Source organism: Corallococcus macrosporus, from assembly GCF_017302985.1.
GTDB lineage: Bacteria > Myxococcota > Myxococcia > Myxococcales > Myxococcaceae > Corallococcus > Corallococcus macrosporus_A.
Genome location: NZ_JAFIMU010000010.1, coordinates 159208 through 182151, shown reverse-complemented (window position 1 = coordinate 182151; position 22944 = coordinate 159208). Strand labels below are relative to the sequence as shown.

14 protein-coding genes are annotated in these 22944 nt (G+C 70.0%); 6 read left to right on the top strand and 8 right to left on the bottom strand.

What is annotated here, in order from left to right:
- Positions 1-25: 25 nt before the first annotated feature.
- The 5 genes from JYK02_RS31500 to JYK02_RS31480 form a co-directional block, all read right to left on the bottom strand.
- On the bottom strand, positions 26-607 hold the full coding sequence (locus JYK02_RS31500; RefSeq protein WP_207056559.1) for a DUF642 domain-containing protein: 582 nt from the start codon (positions 605-607) through the stop codon (positions 26-28).
- Between the two features lie 129 nt (positions 608-736).
- A complete protein-coding gene (locus JYK02_RS40585) occupies positions 737-2986 on the bottom strand; it encodes a putative metal-binding motif-containing protein (RefSeq protein ID WP_207056557.1) in 2250 nt (749 codons plus the stop codon).
- A gap of 56 nt (positions 2987-3042) precedes the next feature.
- Positions 3043-5250, bottom strand: coding sequence for a putative metal-binding motif-containing protein (locus JYK02_RS31490; protein ID WP_207056555.1), 2208 nt, complete (start codon positions 5248-5250; stop codon positions 3043-3045).
- 134 nt (positions 5251-5384) lie between these two features.
- A complete protein-coding gene (locus tag JYK02_RS40580; RefSeq protein ID WP_347402632.1) occupies positions 5385-7547 on the bottom strand; it encodes a putative metal-binding motif-containing protein in 2163 nt (720 codons plus the stop codon).
- A gap of 160 nt (positions 7548-7707) precedes the next feature.
- Positions 7708-10113 carry an endonuclease MutS2 gene (locus JYK02_RS31480; RefSeq protein WP_207056853.1) on the bottom strand — a complete coding sequence of 802 codons (2406 nt, stop codon included), beginning with the start codon at positions 10111-10113 and terminating at the stop codon, positions 7708-7710.
- 75 nt (positions 10114-10188) lie between these two features.
- Here JYK02_RS31480 and JYK02_RS31475 point away from each other — a divergent pair, with 75 nt between their 5' ends.
- The 5 genes from JYK02_RS31475 to nadD all read left to right on the top strand — a co-directional run bounded on the left by JYK02_RS31475 (position 10189) and on the right by nadD (position 14883).
- Positions 10189-10923: a tetratricopeptide repeat protein gene (locus JYK02_RS31475; protein ID WP_207056551.1), complete on the top strand. Its 735-nt coding sequence runs from the start codon at positions 10189-10191 to the stop codon at positions 10921-10923.
- Between the two features lie 78 nt (positions 10924-11001).
- The gene (locus JYK02_RS31470; RefSeq protein WP_207056550.1) at positions 11002-12378 is read left to right on the top strand and encodes an adenylate/guanylate cyclase domain-containing protein; all 1377 of its coding nucleotides are present in this window, start codon (positions 11002-11004) and stop codon (positions 12376-12378) included.
- A 61-nt stretch (positions 12379-12439) separates the two neighbouring features.
- Complete coding sequence (locus JYK02_RS31465; RefSeq protein WP_207056549.1) at positions 12440-13630, top strand: exo-beta-N-acetylmuramidase NamZ domain-containing protein; 1191 nt, start codon at positions 12440-12442, stop codon at positions 13628-13630.
- A 7-nt stretch (positions 13631-13637) separates the two neighbouring features.
- On the top strand, positions 13638-14315 hold the full coding sequence (locus tag JYK02_RS31460; RefSeq protein WP_207056548.1) for a hypothetical protein: 678 nt from the start codon (positions 13638-13640) through the stop codon (positions 14313-14315).
- A gap of 10 nt (positions 14316-14325) precedes the next feature.
- Positions 14326-14883, top strand: coding sequence for a nicotinate (nicotinamide) nucleotide adenylyltransferase (gene nadD, locus JYK02_RS31455; RefSeq protein WP_207056547.1), 558 nt, complete (start codon positions 14326-14328; stop codon positions 14881-14883).
- 7 nt (positions 14884-14890) lie between these two features.
- On the opposite strand, the gene JYK02_RS31450 is transcribed toward nadD, so the two are convergent.
- Positions 14891-18022, bottom strand: a complete 3132-nt coding sequence (locus JYK02_RS31450) for a hypothetical protein (RefSeq protein ID WP_207056546.1) — start codon at positions 18020-18022, stop codon at positions 14891-14893.
- Positions 18023-18110: 88 nt separating this feature from the next.
- On the opposite strand from JYK02_RS31450, the gene JYK02_RS31445 reads away from it, so the two are divergent.
- Complete coding sequence (locus JYK02_RS31445) at positions 18111-19436, top strand: hypothetical protein (protein WP_207056545.1); 1326 nt, start codon at positions 18111-18113, stop codon at positions 19434-19436.
- Positions 19437-19480: 44 nt separating this feature from the next.
- On the opposite strand, the gene JYK02_RS31440 is transcribed toward JYK02_RS31445, so the two are convergent.
- Complete coding sequence (locus JYK02_RS31440) at positions 19481-20323, bottom strand: DUF2520 domain-containing protein (protein WP_207056544.1); 843 nt, start codon at positions 20321-20323, stop codon at positions 19481-19483.
- Between the two features lie 2 nt (positions 20324-20325).
- Entirely contained in the window at positions 20326-22893 is a 2568-nt protein-coding gene (locus JYK02_RS31435; RefSeq protein WP_207056542.1) for an AAA family ATPase, read from the bottom strand.
- Between the last annotated feature and the right edge of the window lie 51 nt (positions 22894-22944).

The window sequence follows — 22944 nt, the reverse complement described above, 5'->3', positions numbered from 1 at the left end:
CCGCTGGATCAGCGGACGCGGTGCATCACGGCCCGTTCACCTGGAGGTTGTCGATGGCGAGGCCACAGCCGACGCCGCCGGAGGTGCTGGTGAGCTGGATGCGGGACGTGGTGCTGGTGGCGTTGAACACGTAGGTGCGCAGGCTCCACGACGCGGACGCGTTGGAGAAGCTGGCGCTGGACGGGCCGTAGTTGATGGTGGCGGACCGGGACACGGTGGCGCAGGCGGGGCTGTTGGACAGGTAGAAGGTCACCGTGTAGCCGGCGCCGACGACGGTGGGGACGTCCTGGTACAGCGAGCCCGCGCCCAGGCCGTTGAGGTCGATGGACTGCGACCCGTTCTGCGCCGTCTTGTACGGGCTGCGCATCACCTTGATGCCGGAGGTGATGGTCCAGCCCGGCAGCGCGGTGCTGCCCGCGCTGAGGACCACGTAGTTGGAGGCAATGGCGTTGCTCTCGAAGCTGCCGTTGGTGGCGACGTTGATGCCCTGCTCGACGTTGCCGAGCTCCGGCTCCTGGATCACCGCGTCCGGGCCCCCACAGCCCGCCAGCGCGAAAAAGCCAAAGCCCACCACCGCGCTGCAACGCAGCACATGCTTGCGATTCATGATGTGAATCCCCCTGGATGTGTTTCGCCCGCGCGTCGTGCGACAGGCGAAACAGATATTACACAGTTTCACATCGAGTGTGTGAAACTTCACATCAGGGACTGCTGGCTCGGCTGCTACCCAGGCGGGTCAGGGGAGAGTGCAGCCACCCGTGGCCGGGGGGCTGACGACGGCGGCGGCATTTACGGCGCATGACCGGATGCTGCGCAGATAGATGGAGCCTGCGGCACCACCGCCACCACCGCCAGCTCCTTCTGCCAAGATGATTGCGGTTCCGTTCTCACCCGAGGTGGGATTGCTCGATGTACCACCCGAGCCACCCGCACCACCTGAAGTGCTGCCCCCGGTGCCGCCGCTAGCGCTGCTTCCGCTGGTCTCGCTGCCACTCGTGCCGTTCGCTCCGTTGCTCGCAGATCCGGAGCCGGCACCGCCACCCTGGCCACCCCCACCGCCATTGGCGGTGAGTCGCGCACCAGTCGACAGGTTTATCTGGAATGCTTCCAGCACCATCCGGCCACCGCTTCCGCCGCCTCCACCACCTGCCGCCTGGGCGGGCGAAACAGTTGCCTGGCCTCCTAAGCCGCCGCTGCCGCTCACGGAAAGGGCCTTGCCGAGGGTCAGGGTCCTCGCGACGGAGAGCTGGAGTGCGCCACCTCCGGCGCCGCCCAACCCACCGCTCGTGCCGCCCATGCCTGCGCCACTGCCTCCCGCACATCCTCCGAGGAGCGGCGTGATGACGGAGGCCTGCTGCGCGCCCGCGTCACCCTGCGTGGCACCGTTGTCGTAGCCCCTGCCGCCAATAGCACCGGCCGTCGCACCGCCCGCTCCACCGCCGCCGCCACCCTCGCCACCGCTGAACGTCCCGTTCTTTCCAGTTGATGTCCCGCACTGCTGAGTACCGCCTGCGCCTGGAACCGGCGCACCGTTCACGATGCGCCCGCTAGCGAGGATGTCGTGGTTCAACGCCACATCGCCATACACCGCGAGGATGACCGGGCGGCTGCCCACGATGCGCAGTTCACCGCCGAGGACCAGGGCCCTCACCGGGATGAGCAGGGCCTCCGGGGCGCCTCCAGCCTGGGTAACGGTTCTGATGGTGAGATTCTCCACATTGGGACCGGCCGCAGAGGGGGTCCAAGTTCTCGTGTCCGTATCGAACACCACCGCCCCGGTGGTCCTCAGTTCACCAATCTGCCCGCCTGGAATCGCATTCGGATCGAAGTTTGCGGGTGTGTAGGGGAACGCGACGCACTGGCCATCCGCACGGCACACGCGTGGGGCTCCCGAGTTGTCCTCGCTGCAGGGCAGGTTGAGTTGTGCCGTATCAGGCGCGTAGATGCAGGAGGCATTGCGCGTACAGCCGGCGACGCTGTTGCACTCCTTGGGCGGGCAGGGCGTGGGCGTGCCGTTGCATGCACCGCTGCCATTGCAGAATCCTGAATCGTTGCAGACATTGCCATCCACGCAGGACGTGGTGACCGGCTTGGGGGCGTACGCACATAGGCCATTGGTCGAGTTGCAGGTTCCCGTGGACTCCTGGCACTGGGCGTCCAACGGTGTGTTGCACGTCTTTACGTCACCCACGCACCGCTTGTCGGCAGTGCACCGGCCATTGTTCACGCACTTGTCGCCAGGATCACAGGCTGTTCCCTCGTCCACCGTCTCATCAATGCATTCACCCGTGGAGGCCTCGCACCGCACGGCCGACTGACACGGGCCCCCGGTCTGTTTGCACTTCGGCTCGCCGCCCCCACACTCGGCCATAACGCCCACGCCAACGCACCGCTTGCCCTGGGTGCACAGGTCCCCGTCCGTACACGTCTTGTCGGAGCAGTCCGGATCCGCGCATGCCTTCCTGCCGTCACAGTCAAAGTCGACTGCCGTGTCGCATTTCTCCTCAGCGCCCGGATGGACGTCCGCGCGGGTATCGTCACAGTCGGGCGACTCCACTCCGGGCATGCCTGGGACGAAACCGTCACCATCCGCGTCCGCCGCCTGCTGGCCTTGGAGCGTGACGGTCCAGTCGATGGACTTTCCAGGAGGCGCATCCAACGCGCGATCCTCGTGGGCTTCCACGACCGAGCCTGCGCATTGAATGCCGCTGAAGGCTGCGAACGAGGTCACCTTCACGTTCAGCCGATTCCCCCACCCCGGCTTGCGGACCATCGCGACCTGGACCTCCTTCGCGTCAGGGTCCTTGGCCTGGCTGGAGGGAAGGTCGGTGCCCACCTGGTTGTGACCGTCGCCTACCTCCACGCGGAGACACTGGGGCGTGTAGGAGGGATACTTCACCGTCAAGCGAAGGACGCCCTCAGCCGGGTCTTTCATCCGACAGGCGGACAGCAGCACCACGCAGGTCAATAGACAAATCAGACGCATGGTGCCGCACTGTACTCGTCCTCCCTCTTTGCTGGAATTACACGGGAAAGGACAACTCAGGGGGCCACGCAGCCGCCCGTGGCTGGGGGGCTGATGACGTGACCGACGGGCAGGGTGCAGCTCTGGACGCTGCGCAGGTGGATGGAGCCCACACTGCCACCACCACCACCGCCGCCGCCCTCGGTGCCGCTGAAACCATCCCTGCTTCCACTAATGCCTTTACCCGGGCCAACCGTGCCTGTGCCGCCGTCGCCGCCGTCTCCTCCCGTCACGGCTCCGCCGCTTCCGCCACTCGCGGGAATGGACGTGTCCTGGCTGCCGCTGGAGCCATTCTCGCCAGCATTGTTGGCGCTGGAACCTCCCTCGCCGCCAGCGCCGCCATTTGCGGTGATACGCGCGGCGGAAGTCAGCGACAGCTGCAAGGCTTCCAGAACGATCCGTCCACCGCTGCCGCCGCCTCCGCCGCCAGCTCCCTTGCCCCCGCCCGCCTTGCCGCCTTCACCCCCGTTCCCGCTCGCGGAGACCATTTTCGAAATGGTCAGGGTGCGAGCGACGGAGAGCTGGATGGCACCACCTCCCGCTCCGCCCTTGCCTCCCGCGGACGAAGGTCCCCCGCTTCCACCATTTCCCCCCGGGCAGCCTCCCAGGAGCGGTTCAAGCCCGGAAGGCCGGAGGACGCCGGCCCCACCTTGAGGCTGATCATTGTCATAGCCCTTGCCGCCATTCCCGCCCGCGGTGGTATTGCCGCCTCCGCCACCCCCGCCGCCCGTATCGCCGCCGAAGGTGCCCGCGGTGCCCTGGGACGCGCCGCAGGCCAAGTTGGGATTCAAGATGCTGCCGGTGGCCAGGATGGACTGGTCCACGGTCGCCGCGCCGTAGACGGCCAGGATGACAGGGAGGGGGCCGGTGATGGTGAGGCTGCCATTCAATTCCAGGGCCTTCACCGGGATGAGGAGCGCCGGGGGATTTCCGGCACCCTGGGTGATCGTCATGACGTGCAGGCTGGCCAGCGTCGTGACCGCGCTCGACGGCGACCAGGTCTGGTCGGCGGTGTTGAACGTCACGTTCGCGCTGGTCTTCAACTCCCCGATGTCCGCCGCCACGACGGCATTCGGGTCGAAGTTGGAGGGCCGGTAGGGGAAGGGGCTGCACTCGGCCGTTGCCGAGCACACGCCGGGGACGCCACCGGACGTGCTGCATGCGGCGTTGAGGTCCACCTCGTACTCACACTCGGTGCTGGCCGTGCACTGCTGCTTCACGCGGTAGCACGGAGGGGGAGCGCAAGTCCCAGGGGTGCCCACGCAGTTGCCGCTTCCGTCACAGCGGTCCGAGGTGGTGCACGTCAGCGGGTCCTGACAGGAGGTCGTGTTCGGAAGCGGAGTGAAGACACAGGCTCCGGTGATCGGGTTGCAAGTGCCTTGATTCTGCACGCATTGTCCGTTGGAGACGCACGTGCGAGCGGTGCCTGCGCATTTCCCATCGGCTCCGCAGGCGTCCATGTCCGTGCAATTGTTCCCGTCGTCGCAGCTCTTTCCAGTCGGGACCGCCTGGGCCTCGCATGCACCTGTGTTGGGATTGCATGCCTGGGGCGCATCACAGATGCCCGTGGGCTGCGTGCACGTCTTCGTCTGACCAGGCATGCACTTCGCGTCCAGGCCTGAACCCTCGCAGTGGTCTCCCGTGGTGCAGGCACTGCTGTCGTCGCACGACTTGCCCCCGCAGCCTGCCTCCTGGCAGCCCACCAGCTTGTTGCAGTTGATGTCCACGGTGGCACCGCAAGACTCCACGGCACCCGGGTGCACATCCGGCTTCGAGTCGTCGCAGTCCTCGGGCTCGTCCCACATGGCACCCGCCAGATGGCCGTCGCCGTCCACGTCCGACGCTTTCAAGAGCACTTCGAAGTTCGTGAACTTCTTGGCGACGATGGGAAGGGGACCACTGCTCTCGTGCCGTTCCACGAAGGGCCCGTCACAACCGTTCCCCGAGGCCGCCGCGTACGACGACACGGTGACGTTCAGCGCGGTGTCCCAGTCCGCCTTGCGGCGCACCGCGACCAGGACCTCTCGCTTGTCAGCGTTCTTGAACTGGCTGGAGAGGATGTCCGTCCGCTCGGAATGCCCGTTCGCGTCCTTCGCCTCGACGCGCAGGCATGCGGGCTTGAAGGAGCCGTAGGTCACGGCCACACGGATGGCGCCTTCGTCGGGCGCCTTCTCGCCACAGGCGGCCAGCAGCAACACGCATCCCAGCAGGCAGAGCCGATACATGGCTGCGCAGTCTACCTGTCGGCCCTCCTCCTCTGAAGCCTCGCGGAGGAGACGGGCCAAGGCCGCGTGCAGCCGGCCGTGGCGGGTAGACTGCGACTGGCGCTGATGGGGATGGCAGGGGTCCCACAGACCCGTCACAGGGGAGTGCAGCCTCCCGTGGGCGTGGGGCTGACCACCGTGGTGTTCACCATGCAGGGCCGCATGCTGCGCAGGTAGATGAAGCCCGCGGCGCCACCGCCGCCGCCGCCACCGCCGCCACCGCCAGCGACAGGGACCGTGCTTCCTGCGCCGCCAGCCGTCGGGATGTCCAGGGCGCCACCGGCTCCGCCCGTGCCTCCCAGCGTGCTGCCACCAGTCCCACCACTCGCGGTGGTGCTAGTGGTCTCGCTGCCATTCGCACCATCTGCTCCATTGTTCGCGAAGCCGACGCTCTGGCCGGCGCCCTGGCCACCTCCGCCGCCATTGGCGGTGAGACTGGCATCGGCGGTCAGGCTCACCTGGAAGGCTTCCAGCACGATGCGTCCTCCGCTCCCGCCGCCTCCACCCCCTGCCGCCTGGGCAGGCGAAGTGCTCACCTTGCCGCCCAAGCCACCCCCGCCGCTGACGGAAAGGGTTTTGCTGATGGTCAGGGTCCTGGCAACGGAGAGCTGGAGTGCGCCACCACCGGCACCGCCCAATCCACCAGCCGCGTCGCCCGTGCCTCCACCATTGCCTCCCGCGCACCCGCCGAGGAGCGGCGTGATGACCGAGGCCTGCTGGGCGCCCGCGTCGCCCCGCGTGGCACCGTCGTCGTAGCCCTTGCCGCCAACAGCCCCGACCGTCGCACCACCAGCACCACCTCCGCCACCGCCCTCACCACCGCCGAACTTCCCGTTCTTTCCAGTCGAAGTCCCGCACTGCTGATTGCCGCCACTTCCAGGGACCAGCTCGCCATTCACAATGCGCCCGCTCGCGAGGATGTCGTGGCTTAACGTTGCATTCCCATACACCGCGAGGATGACCGCGCGGCTGCCCACGATGCGCAGCTCGCCACCCAAGGCCAGGGTCCGTACCGGGATGAGGAGAATCTCGGGGCCCCCAGCCTGGGGCAGGGCCCTGATTGTGAACGCGTCAGTATCCGGGCCCAGATTCGCAGGGGTCCAGGTCCGGGCATCCGTGTCGAACACCACCGCGCCGGTGGTTTTCAGCTCACCAATCTGCCCACCAGGAATGTCGTTCGGATCGAAGTTGCTCGGGCTGTAGGGGAACGCGACACACTGGCCATCCACCTTGCACACGCGCGGCGTTCCCGAGTTGTCCTCGCTGCAGGGGTTGTTGACCTGCGCCGGGTCACCCGCGTAGACGCAGGACGCGTTGCGCGTGCAACCCGCCACGGCATGGCACTCCCTGGGCGGGCACGGCGTGGGCGTTCCGATGCATACGCCACTGCCATTGCAGGACCCCGGATCATTGCAGACGTTCCCATCCACGCAGGACGTGGTGACCGGCTTGGGGGCGTACTCACAGAGGCCGTTGGTCGAGTTGCAGGTGCCCACGGACTCCTGGCACTGGGCGTCCAACGGTGTGTTGCACGGCTTCACATCGCCGACGCATCGCTTGTCGGCGGTGCAGCGGCCATTCGTCACGCACTTGTCGCCGGGATCACAGGCCGTCCCCTCGAGCACGATCTCATCGATGCATTGACCCGTGAAGGCTTCGCACCGCACCGCTGACTGACACTGGCCCCCGGTCTGTTTGCACTTCGGCTCGCCACCCCCGCACTCCGCCGCTGCGCCCACTCCGATGCACCGCTTGCCGGTGTTGCACAGGTCCCCGTCCGTGCACGTCTTCTGTGCGCACTTCGAGTCCGCGCACGCCTTCTTGCCATCACAGTCGAAGTCGACTTCCGTGTCGCACTTCTCATCGGCGCCAGGACGGACGTCGGCCCGTTTGTCGTCGCAGTCGGAGATCCCCGCCCATTCGATGCCCGTGGGAGAACCGTCTCCGTCTCCGTCCACGGCCTGCAGCGTCACGTCGAAGCGCGTGAACTCCTTGGGCACGACGGTGAGTGAATTACTCGGAAAGGTCTCCACGGCCTCGCCCGAGCAACTGTTCCCCGACGCCGCCGCGTAAGACGACACGGTGACGTTCAGCGCGGTGTCCCAGTCCGCCTTGCGGCGCACCGCGACCAGGACCTCTCGCTTGTCAGCGTTCTTGAACTGGCTGGAGAGGATGTCCGTCCGCTCTGAGTGTCCGGTTGCATCCTTCGCCTCGACGCGCAGGCACGCGGGCTTGAAGGAGCCGTAGGTCACGGACACGCGGATGGCGCCTTCGTCGGGAGCCTTTTCCCCACAGGCAGCCAGCAACACCACACATCCCAGCAGGCAGAGCCGATACATGGCGCCGCACTGTACTCAACCCCCCAAGGGGCAGGGGAGCGGGGCCATCCAGACCCTGCCCCCTGTCACCAAGGGGCTCTCAGCCTCGCAGGGACACCACCGTCACTCCGTCGCCGCCCTCGTGGCTCTCCCCGGGGCGGAACATGCGGATGTAGGGCGACGCGGCCAGGTGGTCCCGGATGGCCTGCTTGAGGGCTCCCGTGCCGTGGCCGTGGATGATGAGCGCCGCCTCCTCACCCTTGCGCAGGCCCTGGTCCAGGAACGTCTCCAGCTCCGCCAGCGCGTCGTCCGCGCGCATGCCTCGCACGTCGCAGCGGAAGTTCGTGGCGTCCACCTGCGACGGCGCCGCGGAGGCCGCGCGCTTCAGGGCCGCCTCGCCCTTCTTCTGGTCCGGGAACTTCGCCTGCTGCGGCTTCTTGCCCCGCGAACCGGAAAGCTCCGTCGTGGGCACGCGCATCTTCAGCGCGCCGCCCGCGGACACCACCGCCTGGCCGTCCGTCAGCTCCAGGATCTCCACGTCCCGGCCAAGGCCGGAGTGGTGCACCCACGCGCCCACCTTGAGGCTCGCGGGCCCCGGGGCCTCCACCTGGAACAGCTCCGCCTTGGCCGCCGCCGCGCGCTTCGCCGCCTCGTCCGCGCGCTGCTGCAACTGCTGCCGCGCCTCCGACAGCGCCTTCTCGTTCTGCTCCGCGCGCAGCTTCGTCAGGAGGTCTCGGACCTCCTGCGCGGCGTGCTCGCTGGCCGCGTGCACGTCCTCGTTGAACTGCATCATGCGGCCCTTGCGCTCGCGCTCGAAGGCGACCTTCTGCTTCTCCAGGTCCGCGCGAAGTGCCTCCGCCTCCTTCGCCGCGATGCGCGCCTTCTCCAGCTCCTCGGTGAGCTTGCGCCGCTCCTCCTCCGCCGCCGCCAGCGCCTTGCTGAGCGGACCGCCCGCGTTGAGCGACAGCTCCCGCGCGCGCTCGCACACCGAAGCGGGCAGGCCCACCCGCGCCGCCACGTCGATGGCGGACGACTGGCCGGACGCGCCCATCTGCAGCCGGAACGTGGGCGCCATCCGCTTGGCGTCGAAGCCCACGCGCGCGTTGAGGAAGCGCGGATCCATGTGCGCCAGCGCCTTGAGCTCCTCCAGGTGCGTCGTCACCAGGACGTACGCGCCCTTGCCCAGCAGCTCCTCCAGCACCGCGATGGCGATGGCCGCGCCCTCGCGCGGATCCGTGTCCGAGGCGATCTCGTCGATGAGCACCAGCGAGTCCGTGCCCACCACCGACAGGATGTCGCGCAGCATCGTCACGTGGCCGCTGAACGAGGACAGGCCCTGCGCCAGGTCCTGCGTGTCACCCACGGTGGAGTGCACGGAGCGGTACAGCGGCATCCGCGACCCTTCGCCCACCGGGATGGGCAGGCCCGCGCGCAGCATCAGCGCGCACAGCCCCACGCCCGTCAGCGTCACCGTCTTGCCGCCCGCGTTGGGGCCGGACACCACCAGCGCCCGGGCGTCCTGCGTGAGCGTCACGTCGTTGGACACCACCTCCGTGCCCTTGAGCACCAGGCGCGGGTGGCGCAGCGAGCGCAGCTGAAGTTCCTTCACGTCCACGAAGATGGGCGTCGTGGCGTCCAGGTCCGCGGCCAGCACCGCGATGGACTCCACCTCGTCAAGCTCCGCCACCGCCTCCAGGCCCTCCAGGATGCGCACGGACTCGCGGCCCACGTGCTTGCTCAGCTCCTGGAGCACCTTCAGCTCCTCCTCCGCGACCTCCGACTGCGCGATGGCCAGGTCGTTGCCCAGGCCCACCATCGCCTGGGGCTCCATGAAGAGCGTCTGCCCCGTCTGGCTGGCGTTGTGGACGATGCCGTCCACCTCCGAGCGGTAGTTCGACACCACCGGCACCACGTACCGCCCGTTGCGCAGCGTGTAGTAGTTCTCGCGCAGCTTGGTGGTGAAGCTCTCGTCGTGCAGCAGCTCGTCCAGGCGCGTCTTGATGCGCCGGTGCAGGCCGCGCGCCCGGTCCCGCGCTTCCTTCAGCTCAGGACTGGCGCGGTCCGCGATGGTTCCGTCCGGTTCGAAACACTGATCCAACCGGCGCGCCATGGCCTCCAGGAAGGGGAGGCGCTTGGAGATCTCCACCAGGCGGGGGACGCGCTCCTTGCGCTCGTCCAGCGCCTCACGGGTGCGCGCGAAGGCGAAGAGCAACTGGGCCGCGTCGATGAGCTGGCGGGGCTCCAGCACGCCGCCCTTCTCCGCGTGGCCCACGGCGGTGCGCAGGTCCGTCACGCCGCCCAGGGGCAGGGAGAACTGCTGCTGGGAGAGGAAGCGGGCCTCGTCGACCAGGGCCAGCGCTTCGGTGACTTCCGCCTCGGTGTCCAGGAATGGACGGGCGAGCACTCGCTCCCTTCCTGGCTCCGTGCGGCAGCGCTGCGTCAGCGCGCGGAGCACTTCCGAGAAACCAAGATCTTCCAACGTCCTTTGGGAAATCTGCACAGTCATGGGTTTCATGCGAGGCCGGGTGTCCGTCAAGGGGAAGTATTGAGGTGGCCCACCGGGACCTGCTATCTGCCAACCATGATGTGGGTTCTCGTGGCGGCGCTGCTTGCGGGCGCGTCCGACGCACCGGCCTCTCCGGTCCTGACGGCGCAAGCGGCTCCGGCCTCCAGTCCGCTGGCGGATGCGCTGGCGCTGGAGACGGCGGGCAACGACGCGGGAGCGCTCGTCGCCCTGGAGCGGCTGATTTCTAACCAGCCCCGCTGGGAGTTGCCCAGGCTGGAGGCCGCGCGCCTGCTCCTCAAGGGAGGCAGCGCCCCGGAGCTGGAGCGCGCGGCCACCCACCTGGAGGCCGCCCTGCGCGAGGCCCCGGACAACCCCCGCGTCTGGTTCCTCCAGGGACAACTGCTGGAGGAGCGCGGGACGTCGCTCGACGCCATCCGCGCCTACGAGAAGGCCGTTGCCTTGCGGCCGTCCTACGACGACGCGCGCTTCCGGCTCGCGGGCCTCTGGGCGCAGGCGGGGGACTGGCTCAAGGCGGAGCTGCACTACCGTCCGCTCTCCAAGTCCCGCCCTGCGTGGGTCCAGGTTCGCATGCAGCTGGCGGCGGTGCTGGAGAAGCAGGGCCGGACGCTGGACGCGGAGCGGGAGTTCCTGGCCGCGCGCGACGCCCAGCCGGACAACCCGGGCGTGCTGCGGACCCTGGCCGCGTTCTACGAGCGGACGGACAGGCCCCAGCTCGCAGCGAAGGTGCGGGCGCAGCTGACGGCGCCGGAGAAGCGAAACATGCGGGCCCTCAAACCTTCGAAGCGCTGACAAGGCGCGAACAGCGAGCAGCGGGGCGCGGTCCATGGCGATTGCTTCGCGCGACGCGCTGCATACACTGCCCCCGCTTTGAAGACCGCCAACCTCGCCATCGTCTTCACCGACATCAAGGGCTTCACCGAGCGCACCAGTCGGCAGACGCTGGAGGAGAACCAGCGGCTGCTCCAGGTGCACGAGGCGTTGCTCGCGCCGCTGTTCAAGGCGTTCGGTGGACGCATCATCAAATCGATTGGCGACGCGTTCCTCGTCACCTTCGAGTCCCCCACCCAGGCCGTCCTGAGCGGCATCGCCATCCAGGACCGGCTGTGGCACCACAACCGGGGGCTGCTGGAGGATGATCAGATCCACGTCCGCGTCGCGGTGAACGTGGGCGAGGTCCGGGTGGAGAGCAACGACATCTTCGGCGAGCCGGTGAACATCGCGGCCCGCGTGGAGGGCATCACCGACGCGGACGAGGTCTTCTTCACGGAGGCCGTCTACCTCTCCATGAACAAGGCGGAGGTGCCCTCCCAGGAGGTGGGCGCCTTCGAGCTCAAGGGCATCCCCGGGAAGATCCGCGTCTTCCGCGTGCCGCGCGCGCCCTACCGGGTGCTGGCGCCGGCGCCGGACGCGGTGCTGCCCGCGCCGGAGGAGGCGTCCTCGCTGCCGCCGTACGGCAACCTGGCCCTGTCGCGCGTGCCGGATTCGGGCCTGGACCTGGCGGTCCTGGGCCAGCGCGCGGCCGTGGTGGGCGCGGTGGTGGGGCAGGGCGCGGTGGCGGTGGGGCAGCGCGCGGCGGCAGGCGCGGTGGTGGTGAGTCAGCGCGCGGCGGCGGGCGCGGTGGCGGTGAGGCAGCGGGCCACGGTGCTGGGCAAGCAGGCGCGCACCGCGACGGATGCGCTCTGGGCGCGCACGTACGCGAAGCTGCCGCCCGCCATCACCTCGAAGGTGTCGTCCACCGTGGCCGGCTGGGCCGTGTGCGCGCTGTTGCTGGCGGTGGTGCTGCTGGGCGGGGCGCTGCTCGTCAACGGCGGGGGCCCCGCCATGCGAGCCATCCGCGACGTGGAGCACGCCACCGGCGCGGAGAAGCTCACGCGAGCGAACGAGGCGCGGCGGCTCATCAAGCTGGAGGACGAGGATGAGCGGAACTACCTCGATGGCCGGCTGGACGAGGCGCTGGGCAGCATGACCACCGCGATGGGCTTCTACAAGAAGGCGGTGCGCGAGGACGGCAGCGACCGCGCGGCGTCCCGGCTCATCTCGCTGCTGAAGCACGAGCAGTGCGGCGTGCGCGTCAGCGCGGCGGAGGCCCTGGCCAGCCTGCGCCTGGAGTCCGCGCGGGGGCCGCTGAAGACGCTCGCGGACGACGGGGGCCCGAATGAAGGGTCCGGGGGCGTCCTCGGCTTTGGCGCCTGTGACTCGAAGAAGGCGGCGCAGAGCGCGCTCAAGCGCCTGGCCGCGAACTGACCTCTGAACCTGACCTGTCGTGCCCGCGCATGCCGTGGGCGGCGGGACGAGGCGACCGAACGTGACGAAGGTGAAGACGGGACTGGATGTGTGGGCCGCGCAGGGCTTCTCCGCGCTCAAGGGCAAGCGCGTGGGCGCCATCGTGAATCCCACGAGCGTGGACTCGCGCTTCCGCCACCTGGCGGACCTGCTGGCCGGCACGGAGGGCGTGACGCTGGCGGCGCTCTTCGGCCCGGAGCACGGCATCCGCGGCGAGGCCCAGTACATGGTGGCCGTGGACGAGGCGCGCGACCGCAAGACGGGCGTGCCGGTGCACAGCCTCTATGGCTCCACCTTCGAGTCGCTCTCCCCGCGCCAGGAGTGGCTCAAGGGCCTGGACGCGCTCGTCTTCGACATCCAGGACGTGGGCAGCCGCTACTACACCTACGTCTACACCATGGCCCTGGCCATGAAGGCCGCGGCCCAGGCCCGCGTCGCGTTCTACGTGCTGGACCGGCCCAACCCGCTGGATGGGGTGACGCTGGAGGGCAACCTCGTGGGGGAGAAGTTCCGCTCCTTCGTGGGGCTGTACGCGCTGCCCAACCGCCACGGCATGACGGCGGGGGAGCTGGCCCGGCTGTTCAACGCGCAGGAGGGCTTCGGCTGCGACCTCACGGTGGTGCCGTGCGAGGGCTGGACGCGCGACATGTACTGGAGCGACACGGGCCTGCCGTTCCTGCCGCCGTCGCCCAACATGCCCACCCCGGACACCGCGCTGGTGTACCCGGGCATGTGCCAATTGGAGGGCACCAACGTGTCCGAGGGCCGCGGCACCTGCCGGCCCTTCGAGCAGTTCGGCGCGCCGTGGGTGGACACGGATCAGCTCATGGCCCGGCTGGACAGGGAGCGGCTGCCGGGCGTGGCCTTCCGTCCGGTGGGCTTCACGCCGACGTTCGACAAGTTCAAGGGCCAGTCGTGCAACGGGGCCTTCATCCACGTCACGGACCGCAAGGCGTTCAAGCCGCTGCGCACGGGCATCGCCATCACCCAGGCGCTGCACGACATTGGCCCGGGGCACTTCGACTGGCGGGCGGACGCGTACGAGTTCGTGGAGGACGTGCCCGCGTTCGACCTCCTGTGCGGCACCGACCAGGTGCGTCGTGGCATCGAGGAGGGGTGGAGCCTGGACCGGATGCTGGAGGGCTTCGAGCCGCAGACGGAGGCCTTCCGCAAGCACCGCGAGCCCGCCCTGCTGTACGCTTCCGGGCGGTGACCCTCACGTGATTGGCGTCTTCTCCGATACGCACGGCGACCTCGCCGCCTTCGACGCGGCCTATGAGCTGCTGCGGGCCAAGGGTGCCCGGCGCTTCCTCTTCACCGGCGCGCGCTACACGGACCTGGATGAGTGGGTGCTGTGGCGCCGGCAGAAGGGCCGGGGCGGGCGCGAGTACTCCGACGCGGACTTCCTGGCGGACGTGACGCAGTGGCTGGTGGCGCCGCCGCAGGACGGCCTGGGGCGCACGCCCGCGTCCCGCGAGGCCCCCGCGGACCTCACGTCCGAGGACGACCGGCGGCTGGTGATGGAGCGCTTCGTGCGCGTGCCGGAGCGCGACTCGCTGGCGTACCGGGACCCCACCGTGGCCAACAAGGCCATGGACCTGGTGGGGGACACGCTCTGCTGCGTGGTGCACGACAAGAACGACCTGGTGCGGGACGACCTGCTCAACGCGCAGGTGTTCATCCACGGCAAGGAGCCGGAGCCCGCGGTGGTGCAGATTGGCCCGCGCTACTTCGTGACGCCGGGCCGGCTGGTGGGGGCCGCGGAGCAGACGTGCGGCCTGCTGGAGAAGGCGGAGCGCAACCTCAGCTTCTCCGCGTTCCGCTTGGATGGGCACCTGGTGCTGCCGCCCCGGGTGCTGCAGGTCGATTCGCGCTCGACGAAGCTCACCGTCAAATAAGAGGCCCGCCGTGAAGGTCGCGCTGCTCGGAGGCTCGTTCAACCCGCCGCACGTGGGCCACCTGATGGCGGCCTCCTACGTCCATGCGACGCAGGGCGTGGACGCCGTCTGGCTGATGCCCACGTTCCACCATCCGTTCGGCAAGCAGTTGGAGTCCTTCGACGCGCGCGTGCGCATGTGCGAGGCGCTCTGCCGCGAGACGTCCGGCTGGCTCCAGACGAGCCTGGTGGAGCGGGAGCTGGGCGGCGGCGGGCGCACGGTGGACACGCTGGCGTTCCTGGTGGAGCGCTACCCGGATACGAAGTTCTCGCTGATCATCGGCAGCGACATCCTGAGAGATTTGCCGAACTGGAAGGACTTCGACCGCATCCAGCGCATGGCCCGCGTGCTGGTGCTCTACCGCGCGGGCTACCCGGCGCCGGACACGGTGGGGCCGCCCTTGGCGGAGGTGTCCTCCACGCAGGTGCGCGACCTGCTGGCGCGCGGCCTGGAGCCGTCGGAGCTGGTGCCCTCCGCGGTGCTCAAGGTGGCGCGCGAGGAGGGACTGTTCGGCCTGCGCGGCAGGTAGGCGGAGGCTAGAAGGTCACGCCGATGAGGTGCAGGTCGCCGAAGCCGTCATCGAAGCGGTGGGCGTACTGGTAGTAGAAGGCGACGGCGTAGGCTTGGCCCACGGTGAGCCGCAGCGTGGCCATGCCGCCCACCGCCGCGTGGTTGTCCCGGTTGTCCGTGCGCGCGATGGACCCGAAGCCGTCCAGCTCCACCTGGCTGACGAAGAGCGACGGCAGCACCCACAGCGTGGAGGCCCAGCCGTAGTCGATGATGAAGCGGTAGCGGTAGCGCGCGTTGGCGATGAGCACGTTGCGCGCGCGGAAGGTGTGGTCCTCGTAGCCGCGCAGGTATTCGCTGAAGGCGAGCCCGGGCTGGAGCTGGAGGGGCAGGCCGCCATCGCTGGTGCTGTCGCGGTTGATGAAGAAGGCCTGGCCCGGGAGGATGCCGCCGACCTCCAGGAGGCCGTCGGGCGCGCCGGGCAGGGCTCGGCCCACGACGGAGAGCTGGAGGTTGTCCTTGCCGGTGAAGGGCAGGCCGCCCAGGTAGCCATCCACGCCCAGTCGCACGTCGCCCACGGCGGAGTCGAGCGTGAACGCCTTCGGGAAGATGCCACCGCTCACGGATAGCCCCAGGCCGCGCTGCGTGCCGCCGTAGGACGTGCCCTCGCCGGAGAAGTACGACGCGGCGACCTCCGGACCGATGAGGCGCGTGGTGATGGCCGGACGGCGGTCCGTGGCGTCGAAGCGGCGGTCGAGCGCGAGCACGCCGAAGCTCACCGGCGTCGTCCAGAACGTGCGGGACGCGAACACGGTGGCCTGCAGGTCCGTGCGGTCGTCCTCGCGCAGGCGCGACGCGGAGACCTGGAGGTAGAAGGGCGACAACTGCGCGTTGCCGTACGCGAACGACAGGCTGGGCTGCTCTTCCTTCGTGTCGTAGGTGAGCGTGAGCGCGTAGGCGTGGAAGCCCAGCCGGTCCTGGCCGGCGATGGAGAGGCCCGCGGCGAGGTAAGGGTCTTCGCCGTCGACCTCGTTGGGGACCGTGTAGAAGTAGGGGACCCGGTAGTTCGGGATGAAGAAGCCCTCGAGCGGCGAGTAGGGCTCGTCGGTCAGCACGTCCACCGCGCGGCCCGCGACGGCGGGAGGCGTCACGGGGGCGTCCACGTCCTGCGCGGGATCCACCGGCGGCGGAGGCGGCGGTGCTACCTGGGCGATGGATGCATCGGCAGGCGCCTGCGTGGGGGCATCCGTCGGGGCCGCGGGCTGGCCCGGGAAGGCGACGAAGCCTTCCTGCGCGTCCGTGCTCGGGGCGGCTGGCGCTTCCGGGGGCGCGGGTGCCGGGGCCGGCGCGGCCGCGATGCTCTCGGACGCGGGCTCCGGTGTCGCGCGCAGCTCCGCCAGGGCCTCGGTGAGGGGCGCGCGGTCCACGGTGAAGTTGACACCGTCGCGGTTGAGGAACACGACCGTGTCCCCGCCCACGGGCGCCACGTCGAGCACCAGCAGCGGCGCGTCGGTGACCCGCGCGATGCGACGCGTGGACACCGTCATCACGTGCGCCTGGAGCCGGCCCTCGTGCTCGCGCAGGAAGACGAGGTGATCATCGTCCAGCCACCGGGGCGAGTAGTTGAACAGCCCGTCCCGCGTGAGCCAGCGCAGCGAACCGTCCGGCTCGCGCAGCACCAGGTCCCAGCCCTGCGCGCCGGCCATGGGGAACACGTAGCGCCCACCGTCAGGAGACGTGACAGGCGTGCCCAGCGCCGTGTGCGCCGGGAACTCCGTCAGCCGCTCGCGCTGGCCGCTCTCCAGGTCCAACCGCACGAGGTTCGCCGCGTCACCCTTCACGTCCACGAACACGTAGGCCCGGCCGTCCGCGGTGACGTCGCCGCCCATGCCGTCCAGGTCGTCCCACAGCCGCACCACGTCGCCCGTGCGCGCGTCCACCCGCCACAGCTTCCCCACGTAACTGCCCACCGAGTCCACGTCCGCGCTGACCAGGTAGAGCCACTGGCCATCGCGGCTGAACGTCATGCCGCTGACGAGCGACGGGCTGGCCACCACCCACCTGCGCCCGGGCAAGAGCTGCACCAGCGCGCGGCTGAAGCGCTCGCGGCCGTCGCGCTCGCGCACGGTGAGGTGGGTGATCTCCTCGCGGCCCACGCTCAGGAGCGCGGTGCTGCCGTCGAGCGGGTTCGCGGCGAGCCGCGAGAAGTAGCCTCCCTCCCGCACGAGCACCTGCTGCGTGGCGGGGCGCTCGCGCACCGGGAGGTCCTTCTGGAGGCTCTCTTCGAACTCGCTGAACAGCGACCCGATGTCCTTGCCGTACACCCGCTTGAACCGCAGCGTCACCGCGACGGGCGGGAACAGCGAGCTGCCCTGCTCCTCCACCAGCTTCCACAGGCGCTTCTCGCCGTAGGTCTTCGCCAGGTACTCCACGAAGTGCATGCCGCTCAGGTAGTTGCCGCCGAACGGCTCCAGCGCGCGGTGCTCCGGGGACAGGTAGCCCGCGTTGAGCTCACCGCGCCGGGCCTGCACCGCGCCCTCCCACCAGCCGCGCCACACCGGGCTGTGGGGACGTCCCGTGTCCTTGCCCAGCCGTCCCTCGTAGTAGGTGGCCAGTCCTTCCAGGAACCAGGACTCGGTGAAGATGTTGGGCTGGAAGAGGCCGCCCGTGACCTTGTTGAGGACGTTCCAGAGGCCCCCGACCTGCTGCATCTGCACGTAGTGGACGGACTCGTGACAGGCCACGTCTCCGATGTCCGTCTCACCCAGGCCCAGCAGGTTGAACTGCTCCAGCGTCATGTGCTGCGGCAGGACCATCTGCTGCGGCGTGCTGGCGAACTCCGATTGGACGTACGCGTTGTTGAAGTCCGCGCTCGTCAGGTAGACGAGGACCCGCTTGCGCTCGGCCTTGCTCCACGCGTCGGTGCGCAGCCGCTCCACGCAGCCTTCCATCCGGGCGGCCACCCGCAGCGCCGTCGCGCGCAGGTGCACCGGGTAGTAGAGCTCCAGGGAACGCGTGGTCAGCTTGTGCATGTCGTCCCGGGCGAACGACGCCTGGACGTTTTGCGGAAAACGGGGTGCGACGAAAGCACACCCCGATGTCAGCAGAAGGAGACACGCGAGGATGGCGGGCTGGCGGGCAGGCCCGCGAGAAGCTGACATGGTGGGCATCCTACCGACCACAATTCGTAGTCACGAACGCGTTTTTCACGGTAAGGGAACGCGTCGCCTTCCTCACAGGAATCTTTCCATGACCGAACCCGCCGAGCCCCAGGGGCTCCCTGTTCCGCAGCACGTCCACAACGCGCAGCTCCAGATTTCCGCCGCACTGGAGAAGGCCAGCGGCGCGCCGGTCGACCTGACGAAGGCGCCGTGGGCGGACGTGGAGAAGTCGGTCATCCAGCTCCTGGGCGGCCGGTTCGACCCGAACAACCCGAACCACCAGGGCGCGGCGCTGGGCCTGGCGGGCGGCTTCGCGCTGCGGCTCATCTCCGAGCACCAGGCCTTCTGGTTCCCCAACCGGGACTCGCCGGAGGGCGCCTCGCTGGGCTTCCCCGAGGCCATCATCATGCTGTCCCCGTTCGGCGCGGTGATGGACGCGCTGGCGCAGGGCAAGTTGACGCGCCTGGACGACCTGGCCAGCGACATCCGCCGCTCGCTGGGGCAGGTGCGCTTCGGCACCAACCCCGCGCAGGCCCTGGGCGGCGGTCAGCCCCAGAAGCTGGCGCCCCAGGACTACCAGCGCCTCTTCGACCCGGGCTTCCTCCAGTTCATCGTGGTGGATCAGGCCAAGGCGAAGCAGACGCTGGAGGCGAAGACGGACGTGCTGGCGCGCGACGTGCGTGACGCGCTGGGCCGCACCCAGCCGCCGCTGCCGCCGGAGGCCCGCCAGCAGTTCGAGGGGCAGATCGTCACGTCCCTGCAGCGCATGGAGCAGGGCAAGACGCTGGCGGATCAGGCCGAGCGCGCCCCGCGTCTGGCGGAGCTGATGACGCACCTGGTGGCGACGGTGGGCGGCACGGGTTCCGCGCCGGAGGAGTTCTGGCACGACGTGGTGCTGCCGCTGCTGTTCATCGGCACGCCCGCGAGCTTCCCGCCGCTGGATGACGAGGAGCTGGACGCGTTCAAGCAGGGCGCGGATCCGCTGGCGCTCTTCGTGGACGTGGTGCCGCACTCGCACCGCGCGCCGGACGAGGGCCTGCTGGGCGCGTTCGAGATGTCGGAGATCGGCCTGGTGCACCCGGCCTTCCAGAAGGTCGGCGCGCTGCGCCTCATCCGCATCAACCCGGACCGGCTGAAGCCGCTGCTGGAGAAGTACGACCCGAACGCGACCATGGACGCGGTGCAGCGCTTCACGGCGCACGTGTCGAAGGCCGCGGGCCAGCCGGCCGCGGAGTCCGCGCAGGGCAAGGAGATGCTCCAGGCGGCGCTGACGCTGCTGGCGGACCTGAAGCGCTCCGTGTCGGTGCCGGGCGACGTCTGCCTGCGCCGCCTCACCGAGGCCGAGGCCGCTTCCGAGCAGGCGCTGGCCATCGTGCGCCGCGCGCTGCAGAGCCCGCGCATCATCCTCACCTAGTCCGGTGGGGGGGCGCGCGTCCGGGAGTACCGGGACGCGCGCCGTCACTTCTTGGCGAGCAGGGCTTCTAGCGCGGCGCGCGGTCCAGGCTGGAGCCGCTCGGAGGCCAGCCGCAGGGCCCGCCGCGAGAGCTGTGCGTAGAGCGGGGCGATGTCCGCGGGCAGCGCCGCGAGGTGCGCCGCGACGACGCCCGCGTCACCCCGGACGATGGGGCCTGTGAGTCCGCCCGAGAGGCCGCGCGCTTCGATGCCTCGCAACGCCGAGCGCATCAGCGGCAATAGGGCCTTCAGCGCGGCTTCGGGTTCGATGCCGGCCGCGCCCAGGGCGCCCACGGCCGCGTCCGCCAGGGACACCAGTCCGCCAGCGCTCAGCACCGCGCCCGCGTGGTAGGCGGCCCGGTGTTCCTCCGGCACGTCGAACATCGCGAAGCCCACGTCCTCCGCCATGCGCTGGAGCAGGGCGCGCAGGGCAGGGGAGCGCGTGCTGATGGCGGCCGTGTGGCCCGCGAGCGAATCCCGGGCGGAGGACACGGCGCAGAGCGGATGGAAGGAGCCCACCGCGCGGCTCTTCTGTGTCCCCAGCACGGAGAGGGGCAGGGCGCCCGCGGTATGCACCAGCGCCACCGTGCGCGGCAGCTCACGTGAGAGCGCTTCGGACACGGAAGGCACCGCCGCATCCGGAACGCACAGCACGCAGACGCGAGCCTTCTTCAGATCCGCCGGGGTCGCGGGCTTCAGCCCCAGTGCCCACGTGCGCTCACGGCCCGCGTCGTCGCGCGAGTACACGCGCACGGGCCAGCGCTTCGCCTGCAGCGCCAGCGCGAGCGCACCACCCAGCCGGCCAGCGCCGACGATGACCACGGGCGCGCGCTTCGCCTTCGACTTCACGGTCAGGCGGCGTCCCGCGCGAACTGGAGCTGCCCGGCCTGCACGGCCACTCGCACGCGGTCTCCCGCGCCGAACTCGCCGGAGAGGATTCGCTCCGCCAGGGGACCTTCCACCAGCCGCTGCACCACCTGGCGCATCGGCCGCGCGCCCAGCATCGGATCGAAGCCGCCGGACTTCAGCAGGTGACCCACCACGTCCGTGCCCGCCGTGTAGACGATGCCACGCTCCGTCGCGAGCCGCTTGCTGCTCTCCGCCAGGATGAGCGTGGCGATCTTCGCCACCTCCTGCTCCGCCAGCGGACGGAACGGCAGCCGCTCATCGATGCGGTTCCACAGCTCCGGCGGCAGCGCCTTGCGCGCCGTGTCCGACGCCATGTCCAGCGCCTTGCCCTCGGCCGCGTCCGCCGCGCCGAAGCCCACCGCGCGGCCCGTGCGGTTGAACGCCTCCGCGCCCAGGTTCGTGGTCATCACGATGACCGTGTTGGAGAAGTCGATGTGACGGCCCTTGCCGTCCGTCAGCCGTCCCTCCTCCAGCACCTGGAGCAGCAGCATCTGCACCTCGCGGTGCGCCTTCTCGATCTCGTCCAGCACCACCACCGACGACGGCCGCCGGCGCACCGGCTCCGTGAGCTGCCCACCCTCGCCGAAGCCCACGTAGCCCGCGGGCGAACCGATGAGGCGCGACACGCCGTGGGACTCGGACATCTCGCTCATGTCCAGGCGCACCAGCGCGTCCCGGTTGCCGAACAGCACCTCCGCCAACGCCCGCGCCATCTCCGTCTTGCCCACGCCCGTGGGGCCCAGGAAGAGGAAGCTGCCCATGGGACGGCGCGACGCGAAGCCCGCGTAGTTGCGGCGGATGACCCGGGCGATGCGCACCACCGCGTCGCCGTGGCCAATCACGCGCTCCGCCAGGTCGTTCTCCAGCCGCAACAGCCGCGCGGAATCCTTCATCAGGAGCCGCTCTTCCGGCACGCCCGCCAGCTTCGCCACCACGCGCGCCACGTCCGCCGCGTCCACCCGCTGCTTGCCCTCGCGGTGGCAGCGGCTGCCCGCCAGGTCCACCACGCTGATGGCCTTGTCCGGCATGAACCGGTCCGTCACGTAGCGGCTCGCCAGCGACGCGGCCGCCTCCAGCGCCTCCGGCAGGTAGCGCAGCGCGTGGTGCTCCTCGTAGCGGCCGATGATGCCCTGGAGGATCTGCACCGTCTCCGGCACGGACGGCTCGTTCACCACCACCGGCGTGAAGCGCCGCTCCAGCGCCGGGTCCGCCGCGATGAACTTGCGGTACTCGTCGTGCGTCGTCGCCCCGATGCAGGGGAACTCGCCGCGAGCCATCGCCGTCTTCAGCTCGTTGGCCGCGTCCTGCGGGCCCTCGCCCGTGGAGCCCGCGCCCACCAGCGTGTGGATTTCGTCGATGAAGACGACCACGCGCCCCTCGGCGCGCCGGACCTCTTCCTTCAGCGCGTTGAGCTTCTCGGAGAACGAGCCGCGCAGCTGCGTGCCCGCCACCAGCGTGGCCATGTCCAGCTCCACGAGGATCTTCTCCGCCAGCGTGCCGCGCAGGCCCAGCAGGCGCTGCGCCACGCCCTCCACCACCGCCGTCTTGCCCACGCCGGGCTCGCCCAGGAGGCACGGGTTGTTGGTGCGGCGCTTGCCCAGGATGTCGATGACCTCCTCGACCTCCCGCGCGCGGCCCACCACCGGGTCCAGCTTCCCCTCGCGGGCCGCCTGGCTCAGGTTGCGGCCCAGCGACGTGAGCATCGGGAACGCCTTGGCGTCCAGCGTCAGCGCCTGTCCCCTGGCCTGCGAGGACGGAGGCGGGGACGGACGCGTCACCGGAGCCTGGGACGCGGGAGGCGGCGTCGCGCGGGCGACCGGGGCCGGAGGCGCGGGCGGCGCCATGCGCGGCATCGGCGGAGGCACCGGCTCCGCGGCGTCCTGCGTCACGTCGTCCTCGTCCACGTCGATGAGGTCTCGCGGGGACAGCGCGGGCGTCGCGCGCGCGGCCGGCGGCGGCGGGGTCGTCACCGGGGGCGTCGTGATGGGGGCCGGACGCGGCACGCTCAGCGCGAACGTGGAGGAGGGAAGGGGAGACGGCGGCGCCCCCACCGGGCGGCTCACCGGCGCGCGCGTGGTCACCGCCTGGCCGTAGCCCGGCTGGAGGCGGCGCGGCAGCCCGCCGCTGGTGGAATAGGCGAGCGCCGTGTTGGACAGCGAGATGAGGTCCAGCCCCGTCCGCCCCAGCAGGTCGCTCGCGGCGCAGCGCTTGCGGATGATGGCGATGAGCAGGTGGAGGCAGTCCGCCTCGTTCGCCCGGGAGTTGCTGGCCAGCTCGCGGGCGCGCGCGGTCAGCTCCTGCACCACGTTGCCCGTCTCCGCCGGGGCCTCCGTGATGAGCTGGAGCAGCGCGTCCTCGTCCACGCCCTTCTCCTTCAGGAGGAGCTGGGCGCGGTTCTCCACCGTGAAGAGCGCGAGCAGCACGTGGGCCGACGTGGGCTTCTGGGCGACGCTGCGGGCGATGTCATGCGCCTCATGGAGAACCTGGGCGAGATCCGTGCTGTCGACCATTCATGCTCCGGCAAGCGTGCAGCCGAGCGGAATACACCGTCCGCCGCCCCG